General features: G+C 34.7%; 10 protein-coding genes and 4 tRNA genes. All 14 read left to right on the plus strand.

The genetic code is table 11. The features are described from left to right. The first annotated feature begins 5 nt into the window (after positions 1–5). The 14 genes from DYR29_RS20910 to DYR29_RS20975 all read left to right on the plus strand — a co-directional run bounded on the left by DYR29_RS20910 (position 6) and on the right by DYR29_RS20975 (position 12,485). Positions 6–593, plus strand: coding sequence for an HAD family hydrolase (locus tag DYR29_RS20910; protein ID WP_047420658.1), 588 nt, complete (start codon positions 6–8; stop codon positions 591–593). 24 nt (positions 594–617) lie between these two features. Then, positions 618–1,085: a hypothetical protein gene (locus DYR29_RS20915; RefSeq protein WP_213278365.1), complete on the plus strand. Its 468-nt coding sequence runs from the start codon at positions 618–620 to the stop codon at positions 1,083–1,085. Positions 1,086–1,087: 2 nt separating this feature from the next. After that, positions 1,088–2,263, plus strand: coding sequence for a cysteine desulfurase family protein (locus DYR29_RS20920; protein WP_213278366.1), 1,176 nt, complete (start codon positions 1,088–1,090; stop codon positions 2,261–2,263). 84 nt (positions 2,264–2,347) lie between these two features. Further along, positions 2,348–2,665, plus strand: a complete 318-nt coding sequence (gene trxA / locus DYR29_RS20925; protein ID WP_047380983.1) for a thioredoxin — start codon at positions 2,348–2,350, stop codon at positions 2,663–2,665. Between the two features lie 125 nt (positions 2,666–2,790). Continuing rightward, positions 2,791–2,864, plus strand: a tRNA-Asp gene (locus DYR29_RS20930). A gap of 32 nt (positions 2,865–2,896) precedes the next feature. Next, positions 2,897–2,970, plus strand: a tRNA-Asp gene (locus tag DYR29_RS20935). Positions 2,971–3,003: 33 nt separating this feature from the next. Further along, positions 3,004–3,077: transfer RNA gene (locus DYR29_RS20940), tRNA-Asp, on the plus strand. Positions 3,078–3,110: 33 nt separating this feature from the next. Continuing rightward, positions 3,111–3,184: transfer RNA gene (locus DYR29_RS20945), tRNA-Asp, on the plus strand. Positions 3,185–3,504: 320 nt separating this feature from the next. After that, complete coding sequence (locus DYR29_RS20950; protein ID WP_213278367.1) at positions 3,505–5,418, plus strand: polysaccharide biosynthesis protein; 1,914 nt, start codon at positions 3,505–3,507, stop codon at positions 5,416–5,418. 271 nt (positions 5,419–5,689) lie between these two features. Then, entirely contained in the window at positions 5,690–6,409 is a 720-nt protein-coding gene (locus tag DYR29_RS20955; RefSeq protein ID WP_249413553.1) for a polysaccharide biosynthesis/export family protein, read from the plus strand. A 3-nt stretch (positions 6,410–6,412) separates the two neighbouring features. Next, the gene (locus DYR29_RS20960) at positions 6,413–8,752 is read left to right on the plus strand and encodes a GumC family protein (protein ID WP_213278369.1); all 2,340 of its coding nucleotides are present in this window, start codon (positions 6,413–6,415) and stop codon (positions 8,750–8,752) included. A gap of 2 nt (positions 8,753–8,754) precedes the next feature. Beyond that, complete coding sequence (locus DYR29_RS20965) at positions 8,755–9,723, plus strand: SDR family oxidoreductase (protein WP_213278370.1); 969 nt, start codon at positions 8,755–8,757, stop codon at positions 9,721–9,723. Between the two features lie 21 nt (positions 9,724–9,744). Next, a complete protein-coding gene (locus DYR29_RS20970; protein ID WP_274608394.1) occupies positions 9,745–11,037 on the plus strand; it encodes a nucleotide sugar dehydrogenase in 1,293 nt (430 codons plus the stop codon). Positions 11,038–11,075: 38 nt separating this feature from the next. Continuing rightward, a complete protein-coding gene (locus DYR29_RS20975) occupies positions 11,076–12,485 on the plus strand; it encodes a lipopolysaccharide biosynthesis protein (RefSeq protein WP_213278371.1) in 1,410 nt (469 codons plus the stop codon).

A 12,485-nucleotide genomic window follows, 5' to 3' on the forward strand; every position in this document is an offset into this window, starting at 1 on the left:
AAAAAATGAAAAAGTTGTATTGTTTTGATTTTGACGGAACTTTGACCTATAAGGATACTATGTTTATGTATCTTAAATTCTATGATTCTACAAAATACCGGATACAATTTTTAAGACATGTGCCGCTTTTTATTCTGTTGAAGTTAAAGCTTGCCGAAACAGAAAAAGTGAAAAAAAGTTTTATAGGGTCTATTTTGAAAGGACAGACCCAGGAAAAGATCGAAATGAAGTCTAAACAATTTTTTGAACTTCACTATCCTAAAATTGTAAGGGAAAATGCATTAGACTTTATAAAAAATATCGATAGGAATAATACACAAAGTTTATTGGTAACCGCGTCCTTAGATATTTGGGTAAAGCCTTTCGCTGAGGAACTTAAAATGGAGCTTGTTTCTACGCGGGCAGAGTTTAAGAACGGAATTTTCACTGGAAATTTTGTAGGAAAAAACTGCAATGGAAAAGAAAAACTGGTAAGAATTAAAGAAGAAATTAACGATTCCAGGTACGATAAAATTATTGCATTTGGAGATACTTCAGGAGATCGGCCAATGTTGAAATGGGCAAATGAGGGACATTACCAATTTTTTCATTAATTTTGGGAGATAAAATTGTAAAAAATGAAAAGCCTGTTAATTGCATGTGCGGTAATCTTCACGAGCTGTGCCAATGCACCATCTCAGAAGTCTGCTGCCGTACAGGAAAATGCGGAACTCCTTGTTTCTGAATCTCAGGGAGGAACTGATAAACCTGGCTTTAAGATCATTGAAAACGAAAAAGAGTTTCGTAACATTATCCAGGGAAGTTTTGGTATTGTAGATCTTGGAAAAGAATCTTACATCAAATATCCTCAGTTTCCGAAAAATAAGAAAGTCGTTTTATACAATTTGGGACCCTTTAGATCAGGAAGCCACAAAATTGAAGAAATCAAAGGAGTATCTGTGAAAAATCAGATTCTCTATGTAGAAGTTCCGGCCGGAGAACCTTCCGGTGGAATGGAAATTCAGGTGATCTCCAGCCCATGGTTTATTTTTACTGTTCCCACAGATTACAAGTTTACCTCCGTAGAATTAAAATATTCAAAATAATAATGGATAAAGTATATTTAGATAATGCCGCAACCACGCCGCTTGCAGAAGAAGTTATAGATGCAATGGTAGGCACTATGAAGATGAATTTCGGAAATCCGTCTTCAACGCACAGCTTTGGCCAGGAAGCAAAAATACTTATTGAAAATGTAAGAAGACAGGTTGCAGACTATCTTCATGTAACTCCTGCTGAAATCATTTTTACTTCTTGTGGAACCGAATCCAACAATATGATCATCAAATCCTCGGTAGAACACCTTGGAGTAGAAAGAATCATCAGCTCTCCTCTGGAACATAAATGTGTTTCTGAAAGTATTCTGGACATGAAAAGCAGAAAAGGAGTAGAAGTAAACTACATCCGTCCGAATGAAAAAGGAGATATTGATCTTACGAAATTAGAAGAGCTGTTAAAAGCTTCAGATAAAAAAACATTGGTAAGCTTAATGCATGCCAATAACGAAATCGGAAATATCATCAATCTTAAACAAGTTGCCCAGCTTTGCAAAGAGTATAATGCACTTTTCCACTCGGATACTGTACAGACAATGGCTCATATGAATCTTGATTTTTCTGATATTCCTGTAGACTTCGCTTCCTGTAGTGCCCATAAGTTTCACGGGCCAAAAGGAGCTGGATTTGCGTTTATCAGAAAAGCAACAGGTTTAAAAGGGATTATTACCGGAGGACCTCAGGAAAGAAGTCTTAGAGCAGGAACGGAAAATGTGAGTGGTATTGTAGGATTGGGTAAAGCACTAGAGCTTTCTCTGAATCATATGGATGAGTATACGAACCATATGCAGGATATTAAAAATTATGCAATCGAAAGACTTTCTGCTGAAATTGAAGGAATTAAATTCAATGGAAGAAGTGCTGAAAAAGAAAACAGTCTTTATACAGTTTTAAGTGCGTTATTGCCATACAAAAATCCACTGATAGGGCTTCAGCTGGATATGAAAGGAATTGCAATCTCTCAGGGAAGTGCATGCTCATCAGGAGCTTCAAAACCTTCAATGGTGATGATGATGGTACTTTCTGAAGACGAAATGGATCATTGTACGCCATTGAGAATCTCTTTCAGCCATATGACGACTAAAGCGGATATCGATAGATTGGTGAATGCTTTGAAAGAAATTTCAAGTGACTACACTATAGAAAAAACTAATGTTGAGCATAGATAGTCTTGTGCGCTAAATATCGTAATTTTGAACATCCAATAAAGGATTAAAAGAAAAATAATATTAATTAAAATAAAAGAAACAAAAATGGCTTTAGAAATTACAGACAGCTCATTTCAGGATACGGTTTTAAAATCAGACAAACCGGTATTAGTAGACTTCTGGGCAGTATGGTGTGGACCATGCAGAACTTTAGGACCAATCATCGAAGAAGTTGCTTCAGATTTTGAAGGAAAAGCAATCGTTGGGAAAGTGGATGTAGATAACAACCAGGAGATTTCTATGCAGTATGGTATCAGAAATATCCCTACAGTTCTTATTTTTAAGAACGGAGAAGTAGTAGATAAATTAGTAGGTGTAGCTCCAAAAGAGGTAATCGCTGAAAAATTAAGCGCTCACTTATAAAAAAATAAGTTTGATAATGAATGCCTTCCAGTATTGGGAGGCATTTTTTCTAAAATAATTTGCAGATAACAAAAAAAGGTGTAATTTTGCAACCACGAAAAAGAAACGACGTTCTTTAAAAAAATGATCCGGTAGTTCAGCTGGTTAGAATGCCGCCCTGTCACGGCGGAGGTCGCGGGTTCGAGTCCCGTCCGGATCGCAGAAGTTTTCTCAATTTCTTTTAAAAAAATTGATCCGGTAGTTCAGCTGGTTAGAATGCCGCCCTGTCACGGCGGAGGTCGCGGGTTCGAGTCCCGTCCGGATCGCAGAAGTTTTCTCAATTTACTTTTAAAAAAATTGATCCGGTAGTTCAGCTGGTTAGAATGCCGCCCTGTCACGGCGGAGGTCGCGGGTTCGAGTCCCGTCCGGATCGCAGAAGTTTTCTCAATTTACTTTTAAAAAAATTGATCCGGTAGTTCAGCTGGTTAGAATGCCGCCCTGTCACGGCGGAGGTCGCGGGTTCGAGTCCCGTCCGGATCGCAACTGCAATAGGAAAGTAGTATAAAATACTGTAAAATATATGTTTTACAGTATTTTTTTTGTTTTGCATGGTTCCAAAAAGAGTGGAAAATTGTTCAGATGCAAAAGTGGGATAGGAGATAATATCTGTATATGGCGGTTGGTTTACGGACCTTTTTAATAATTTTACTTTTGGAATTTTGTTTTAAAATGTTAATTTATATTTTAAATAAAATTAACTTGTAGCACTAAAAATATTAATAATAATTATTACCTTCGTCCAATAATAAAAGCCACTGAATGTTGAATTAATGAAAATGGTATTTTAGGTTTATTTCTATATGGGGGACATTTTTAAAATCAGGGATTTAAGGTATATACCCAGATGGTCGGTATTTTTTATCGACATTTCAGTTATTTTCTTTTCTGTATTAGTCACATATTTGTTATTAAAAAGTCTGGGGGTAAAACTTAATTTTATTGAATATCAAAATGAAAAAATATTTTCAGTACTTATTGTTAATATTCTGTTTATACTCCTGTTCAAAACATATGCGGGAATTATAAGGCACTCTACTTTTTTTGATTTTTGTAAAATTTTGTGGTCTTCGGGTAGTGCTCTTATTACATTGCTGGGAATGAATTTTATATCTGGACTGGCATTAGGTAAACCTCTCTTTTTATATCCGGTTCTGTTTTTATTTTTCTTGATTTCTATTTTTCTGATGTTCTTTTTCAGAATGATAACCAAGCAGTTTTTTTCTGTATTTATGAATCCTAAGGATGTTTCGTCCAAGGAAAGGGTTGCTGTTGTAGGGATAGGGGGTGCTTCTGTTTCATTAGCCAATGCTATTATTCATAATCCCGATCATCCATACCAGCTGGCAGGATTTCTTAGTGCAAGATCAGATTCTAAGAAAGCAATGCTGCTAGGTCATAAGATCTATAATAAACAACAGTTTCTTAAAAGCAATAATCTTAGAGAACAGTTTGATGCGGTTTTGATTAAAGATATGATGACAAAGCGGGAAATGGAAGAATGGACGGCTCTCGCATTGGATAATGGATTGAAAGTATTGAAAGCACCTGTAGCCAGTATAATAAAGGAAGATGATGTTGTAAGAGGTATTCGCCCGCTTAAGATTGAAGATTTACTCAATCGTCCGGCCATTAAAATAGAAGGGGAAGAGGTAAGGAGTTTCCATGTTAATAAAACTATTTTAGTAACCGGAGGTGCCGGGTCTATAGGAAGTGAAATAGTAAGACAGGTTGCACAATTGAATTCATCGCTTATTGTGGTAGTTGATCAGGCAGAATCTCCTTTATATGAATTGCAGCTTGAGTTAGTGGAGAAATTCCCGAACCAAAAATTCAAATTTGTACTGGCGGATATTTCAAATTATTCCAGAATCGAAAAACTTTTTGATAACTATCAGTTTTCAATAGTTTATCATGCTGCGGCATACAAACACGTACCTTTAATAGAAGATAATCCTCATGAAGCTATTTTTGTGAACATTGGAGGAACTAAGAATTTAGCTCTTTTATCAAAAAAATATAACGTTAAGCGTTTTGTGATGGTCTCTACCGATAAAGCTGTAAACCCAACCAACGTAATGGGAGCTTCCAAAAGAGCTGCTGAACTCTTTGTACAGTCCTTACAAAATTCTCCGGAGAACACAACAAAATTTATTACTACACGTTTTGGAAATGTACTAGGTTCAAATGGTTCTGTAATACCACATTTCAAAAAACAAATTGAAAAAGGAGGTCCGGTTACAATTACTCATCCTGATATTATTCGTTATTTTATGACTATTCCGGAAGCCTGCGAACTGGTACTTCAGGCAGGAACAATGGGACAAGGCGGTGAGATTTATGTTTTTGATATGGGCAAACCGGTTAAAATCCTGGATCTGGCAGAAAGAATGATCAAATTATCAGGGTATACACCGGGTGTTGATATTAAAATTGATTTTATAGGCTTACGACCTGGTGAAAAGTTGTATGAAGAGCTTTTAACTGATCACTCCACAACTATTCCTACTCATCATGAGAAAATTATGATATCCAGAGACCCTTTGATGGAGTTTGAAGATATAGATACTTTGTGTCAACAGATTATTATGTCAGCAATGAATAAGGATAATTTACAGATCGTGAAAATATTAAAAATCATTGTACCGGAATTTATAAGCAATAATTCGGAATTTGAAGTTTTGGATAAAATATCTGAGCATGAAGTATATAAGTAAAGTATATAAATGAAATTGATGAAAAAAATAGTGGAAAATAATATTTTTCGTTATTTTATTTTCAAACGGAATGAAAATTGCTAGAAAAAGAATTGATTTAAATATAGGTGTAGAAATACACTTAACATCAGTAAAAACTAATAATATAGAATCTTAAATAAAATTGAAGTTAACTCAAGTGGACTTAGAACAAAAACATATGAATAAAACTATTATTGCATATATATTATTGTTGTCGGTTACTTTACTATCATGTAGACCGAAGCAAAATATGGTATATATATCGAAACATAATATGGAAGAGGAAGTTGCAAAAGCAAAGTTTCAGGGCTTACATATTCAGGAAGGAGATGTACTTTTAATTCTTGTTTCTGCACTGGATGAAGTTGCAGTAAAACCATTTAATCTTAACACTACAAATAAGGTAGGAAGCACTTCAAATACAGGAATAAATCAATATGCGCAACCGAGTGAGTATTTGGTAAATGAGGAAGGAAATATATATTTTCCTGTAATAGGGAATGTATATGCTAAAGGAATGACACAGATACAGCTGAAAAATGACTTGGAGGCCCGACTTAAGAGGTATCTTACAGATCCTATGGTAAGCATTACTCTGAAAAATTTCAATGTAAGTATCTTAGGTGAAGTTAAAAATCCGGGACAGAAAGAGAGTGTTTCCCAAAAAATTAACATCTTTCAGGCATTAGGTCTTGCTGGTGATATGACAGATTTCGGAGACCGTACCAATGTAAAGCTAATCCGTACGGGAGAGGATGGTACTGATCAGATTGCTAATGTTGACCTTACCAGATCTGATATTGTAAGTTCTCCGTACTATTATATGAAACAAAATGACATATTATATGTACAGCCGGACAAAAACAAACAGGTTCAGGCTAACTCGAATCCAAACAGAGCTCTTACATTTCAGATTATTGGTGCATTATTAACGGCGGGTACGCTTATTATTGCCTTAACACGAAGATAGAATATGCAGAAGATAGAATTTCAGGAAAAAGAAGATAGTTTGAATCTAAGAAAAGTCATCTCTCAATACCTATATAAATGGCCATGGTTTGTTGCCTCTATTTTAGTTTTTGTCATTGGAGCTTACATTTATCTTAGGTATAGTATACCTCAATATCAGTCAACAACTACCCTTAAGTTTGATAAAAAAGAAAATAATCTTTCCTCGGCATTGTCTGATCTGGAGAATCTCGGGATGGGCTTAGGTAATGCTGATGAGTTGAAAAGTGAAGGAGCTGTTGTTACTTCACGGCCTATTCTCATGGAGGTTGTGAAAAATCTTAATCTTAGTGTAGAATATTTCAATACAGGAGAAATTAAAGATTCACAACTGTTTAGTAAAATCCCAGTTGTTGCAAAAGTATTATCATATAATAATAATGAGAATTTTAAATTTTCAGAATATACAATGATAGACTTAAAGGGGGATGAGTTTACGCTTCAGAATGAAAAAAAAGCGACCTTTAAAGGTAAGTTCAATATTCCTCTGAATTTAGATTTTGGAATAGTGATGTTTCAGAGAAATTCAGCTTTTCCTTTTAAATCAAAGTATAAAATAATTTTTTGGAATCCTATTGAGAAAGTAAAAAAATTAGAGAAAAAGATTGAGATAAATTTACCAGACGAAAAAGCCATGTTAATGGAGATAAACCTGATAGGATCTCTTCCTGAAAAATCGGAGGCTATTCTTAATGAGGTGACTAAGCAATATAATCTGGATGGTCAGAAAGATAAAAATTTACAAGCTCAGAATACTCAGGAATTCATCGATAAAAGACTGGAAGTGATTACCAAAGACCTTTCAGGGGTAGAAAATCAAAAAGAAGATTTTGAGAACCGTAATCGTATTGTAGACATTCAGGCACAGGCAGAACTGGCATTACAGAATACAAGTGACAATACCAAAGTTCTCCTTCAGCAGCAGGCTCAGTTGGATCTTCTGAATTCACTTTCAGGAGAGGCTTCAAAAGGTAATAACCAACTTATGCCATCCAACCTTGGGTTGAATCCTTCACTGGAACAAACAATATCTCAGTACAATTCATTGATTATCAGTAGAAATAAAACCCTTAAGCAAGCAACCAACGAAAATCCTGCTGTTATAGAAATGAACAGGGAAATTGCTTCTTTAAAGGAAGTAATACGTGATAATATCCGTGAGCAGAAGCAAACGGTGCAGACAGGTATTTCTCAGCTGCAGAACCAGATCAATACTAACAACAGTATGATTGAAAAAGTTCCGGGACAGTCTAAAGTCTATAGAGGAATTGAACGTCAGCAAAATCTTAAAGAGCAGTTATTTTTATTTCTCCTTCAGAAAAGAGAAGAAAATGCAATTAATCTATCAGTAAATGTACCGAAAGCTAAAATTGTAAATCCTGCATTTACAGAGGATATTCCTGTATCTCCTAAAAAAGATATTATCCTTTTGGGAGCGTTATTGCTTGGTGTATTATTTCCTTTTGCCGTTTTATATTTCCTTTTCATGCTGGATGATAAGATTTATACAAGAGATGATATTAAAGAACGTTCAGAATTGGGTGTATTGGTAGATATTCCTTCCCTTAAGGATAATGAAAACCATTTGATACAGAAAAACGATTTTTCTGAGTTGGCTGAAGCCTTCAGGGTACTCGTTTCGAATTTGAAATTTGTATTACCGGTAAAAGATACAGCTAAAGTGGTTATGGTAACTTCTTCGGTAAAAGGGGAGGGGAAAACCCTGGTTTCTGTAAATCTTGCGCTTACTATTGCCAATAAAAATTCAAGAGCACTTCTGATAGGTTCTGATATCCGTAACCCGCAGATCCAGCGATATGACAGTGAGCCAACCAAAAGAAAAGGTCTTACAGAATATTTATATGATAATTCTGTAAATGTTGAAGAACTTATCCATACATCTACTACCAATCCATCATGTGATGTCATTTATGCCGGAGCAATTCCTCCTAACCCTCAGGAGCTGCTTTCTAACGGAAGATATCAAAAACTTATTGAGGAAATGTCATCTCAATATGCTTATATCATTATAGACTCTGCACCGCTTATGCTGGTATCGGATACTCTTAGTATTGTTGATACGGCAGATGCAACATTGTATGTTGTAAGATCCGGAGTATCAAGAAATATTTTGATAGATTTTGCTAATGATCTGGTGAGAGACTCTAAGTTGAAGAATGTATCTTTTGTCGTTAATGATGTTTCAAAACGTGCAGGAGGTTACGGATACAACTATAGTTATGGATATGGCTACAGTCAAACAAATGATAAAAAAAGTTGGTGGAGGAGAATTTTCAAATCATAAAAATGAATAAAATTTTAATTACAGGTGGAGCAGGTTTTATCGGTTCTAACTTAACAGAGTATTTTTTAAATAAAGGTTACTATGTAGTGTGCTTGGACAATTTTGCAACTGGCCACCGTCATAATATTGAACCTTTCCTTGAAAATCCAAACTATCAGCTTATCGAAGGAGATATCCGTGATTTGGAAGTTTGTCAGAAGGCAGTGGAAAATGTAGATTATATTCTGCACCAGGCCGCACTCGGTTCAGTTCCCAGATCTATTAAGGATCCTATTACAAGTAATGATGTGAATGTTTCAGGATTTTTAAATATGCTGACTGCTGCACGCGATGCCAAAGTAAAACGCTTTGTATATGCTGCTTCCTCATCCACCTATGGTGATTCTACATCATTACCTAAAGTGGAAGATGTTATCGGAAGACCATTATCACCATACGCTATTACCAAATATGTGAATGAATTGTATGCAGATGTATTCGGAAAAACTTACGGATTGGAATGCATTGGTTTGAGATATTTTAATGTATTTGGAAGGAGACAGGACCCTAACGGAGCTTATGCTGCTGTGATTCCTTTATTCATAAAACAACTAATCAATCATGAATCACCGAAAATTAACGGTACAGGAGATTTTTCCCGTGATTTTACATACATCGACAACGTAATTCAGATGAATGAGCTGGCCATGCTTACTGAAAATCCGGATGCCGTGAATACAGTTTATAATACGGCAGTGGGTGATCGTACAACATTGAATGATCTGATTGGATATCTTAAAAAATATCTTAGTGAATTTGATGGAGAGATTGCCAACATTGATGCTGTTCATGGTCCGAACCGTGTAGGGGATATTCCACACTCACTGGCATCAGTTGAAAAAGCAGAAAAATTGTTAGGATATAAACCTAGCCATAATATAGATAAAGGTTTAAAAGAAGCTATTAACTGGTATTGGACAAATTTAAAGTAAACATTTTTTAATTGAATCTTTATGAAGAAAGAACATAAAATTGCTATTATAGGGCTAGGATACGTAGGATTGCCTTTAGCCCGCTTGTTTGCCACTCAATATCCGGTTGTAGGTTTTGATATCAATCAGAAAAGGATTGCAGAATTGAATACGGGGGTAGACAGTACCCTGGAAGTGGAAAATGAAGTATTAGAATCTGTATTAATTCAGAATAATCCTTTTAATCAGGGAGTTGAAAAAGGATTATATTGTTCAGCTGATATCAATGATATTCAGGATGCAGACATTTACGTTATTACTGTCCCAACTCCGGTGGATCAACATAACCGACCTGACCTTACTCCGCTGTATAAAGCCTCAGAAACTGTAGGAAAAGTATTATCTGCAGGTGATATAGTGATTTATGAATCAACGGTATATCCCGGAGCTACTGAAGAGGAATGTATCCCTGTTCTGGAAAAAGTTTCAGGAATGGTGTTTAACAAGGACTTCTTTGCAGGATATTCTCCTGAACGTATTAATCCCGGTGATAAGGAACATACTGTTGAAAAGATCTTAAAAGTTACCTCGGGATCAACACCTGAAATCGGGGAAATAGTAAATAATTTATACCAGTCTGTAATCGTTGCTGGGACTCATTTGGCTCCAACAATCAAAGTTGCAGAAGCTGCCAAAGTAATTGAAAATTCACAAAGGGATATTAATATTGCCTTTGTAAACGAATTGGCAAAAATATTCAATCTTTTAGATATTGATACTCATGCAGTATTGGAAGCAGCAGGAACCAAATGGAACTTTTTACCTTTCAAACCAGGATTGGTAGGAGGGCACTGTATTGGTGTAGACCCTTATTACCTGGCTCAGAAAGCGCAGGAAAAAGGATATCATCCTGAAATTATATTAGCAGGACGTCGTCTTAATGATTCCATGGGACAATATGTAGCTTCTCAGTTATTGAAAACCATGATTAAAAACAAGGTAACGATTAATGGAGCCACAGTTTTGAATTTAGGAATAACTTTTAAGGAAAATTGCCCTGATGTACGTAATACGAAAGCGGTAGATGTGATTCATGGGCTTGAAGACTATGCTTTACAGGTAACTACTTTTGACCCGTGGGCTAATCCTGATGAAGTAAAACATGAATACGGATTGGAGGTTGTGAATGAAATTCCACAGGAAAAATATGATGCTATTATCCTTACCGTTGCGCATAAACAATTCAATGATCTGGATTTGAAAAATCACTTGAAAGAAAATGGAATAATTTATGACGTAAAAGGAATCTTAGAAGAAAGTGATTCAAGATTATAAATAAATATGAACTGAAATAAATATTTATTACTATAATAATGAATAGCAATACTTTACTAAAAAGTACGTTAATATATACAGTTGGTAATTTTGGATCTAAGATTTTATCTTTTCTATTAATTCCTATTTATTCCTACTACCTTTCCAGAAAAGAATTAGGAGAATATGACTTAGTGCTTACAAGTGTCAATTTATTAGTCCCTTTTGTCTCTTTGCAGATGAATGAGGCTATTTATCGATGGTTTCTGGATAAAGAAAACGAAAAAGAAAATTATATTGATAATATTTTTAAGCAATGTAGTGTTCTATTATTAATTTCCTTTATCAGCTTTGAACTGTTGCTTTACCTGGCTGGAATTTTTTATCATATTCCTTACCAGAAAGAATTATCACTGTTGATTATAAGCTCATGTTTATTGCCTTTTTTTCAACAAATATTAAGAGGGTTAGGGTTAACGAGATTCTATTCATTTATAGGAATTATAAATAGTTTTTTTATATTTTCTTTTAGTTTACTTTTCTTACTTACGGATATATTTCATGATAAGGTACAGGGAATATTTTATGCACTTTTTATCAGTAATTTTATTGCAATTTTATTGATGTTGTTTAAGGTAAGCTTCTTATTTAAGAAATATGTTAGTATAAAAATTAATTATCCATTACAAAAGCAGATTCTATTTTACTCACTTCCATTAATATTGAACTCCATAAGCTGGTGGGTAATCAATGCTTCAGACAGATATATTATCTTAAAATTTCTGACAATAGAGGATAATGGTATTTATGCCGTTTCTGCAAGACTTCCCGCTATTCTGACGATCTTTAATACCGTCTTTATGCTGGCCTGGCAGGATATGGCAATCTCCGGAAATGATCCTAATAACCCTTTTTTCTCAAAGCTGTTTAATAAATATATCGCTGTAAATATTGGGTTATCAACTATTTTAATAGCTGCGACTCCATTAATTACGGAAGTTTTATTTGATTCAAAATTTTATGAATCCTGGAAATATGCTACTATTCTGTATATAGGATCTTGTTTTTCTTCGATTTCCGGCTTTTTAGGTGCTATTTACCTGAAAACGAAATCAACGAAGGGCATTTTTATTACAAGTATGATAGGAGCATTGGTGAATGTATTTATTTCAATGGCTTTTATTAAGTATATTGGTCTTTATGCACCTGCTTTAGGAACATTTGTCAGCTTCTTTGTTATGTTTGTTATAAGATATAGACAAACTGCTGAGATCTTAAAATTGGATATAGATATTAAGTCTTTTATCATACAGCTGTTGGTAGTTTTTGGTATAATTATTCTGTTATACGTCAACAGTAGCCATTTAATTTCAATATCATTAACGGTATTGTCGTTGTGTCTGTTCGGTTATTTTAATAAAGATATTTTTAAGAAAGTCTTTAATAAACTAAATTCTCTAAAAAAATAA

The sequence above is a fragment of the Chryseobacterium indologenes genome, assembly GCF_018362995.1.
Classification (GTDB): Bacteria; Bacteroidota; Bacteroidia; order Flavobacteriales; family Weeksellaceae; genus Chryseobacterium; species Chryseobacterium indologenes_G.

What these genes read in the sequence shown, in the direction of transcription:
- DYR29_RS20910 (WP_047420658.1), top strand. Translation starts at nt 6, where the DNA reads ATGAAAAAGTTGTATTGTTTTGATTTTGACGGAACTTTGACCTATAAG.
- DYR29_RS20915 (WP_213278365.1), top strand. Translation starts at nt 618, where the DNA reads ATGAAAAGCCTGTTAATTGCATGTGCGGTAATCTTCACGAGCTGTGCC.
- DYR29_RS20920 (WP_213278366.1), top strand. Translation starts at nt 1,088, where the DNA reads ATGGATAAAGTATATTTAGATAATGCCGCAACCACGCCGCTTGCAGAA.
- trxA (WP_047380983.1), top strand. Translation starts at nt 2,348, where the DNA reads ATGGCTTTAGAAATTACAGACAGCTCATTTCAGGATACGGTTTTAAAA.
- DYR29_RS20950 (WP_213278367.1), top strand. Translation starts at nt 3,505, where the DNA reads ATGGGGGACATTTTTAAAATCAGGGATTTAAGGTATATACCCAGATGG.
- DYR29_RS20955 (WP_249413553.1), top strand. Translation starts at nt 5,690, where the DNA reads ATGGTATATATATCGAAACATAATATGGAAGAGGAAGTTGCAAAAGCA.
- DYR29_RS20960 (WP_213278369.1), top strand. Translation starts at nt 6,413, where the DNA reads ATGCAGAAGATAGAATTTCAGGAAAAAGAAGATAGTTTGAATCTAAGA.
- DYR29_RS20965 (WP_213278370.1), top strand. Translation starts at nt 8,755, where the DNA reads ATGAATAAAATTTTAATTACAGGTGGAGCAGGTTTTATCGGTTCTAAC.
- DYR29_RS20970 (WP_274608394.1), top strand. Translation starts at nt 9,745, where the DNA reads ATGAAGAAAGAACATAAAATTGCTATTATAGGGCTAGGATACGTAGGA.
- DYR29_RS20975 (WP_213278371.1), top strand. Translation starts at nt 11,076, where the DNA reads ATGAATAGCAATACTTTACTAAAAAGTACGTTAATATATACAGTTGGT.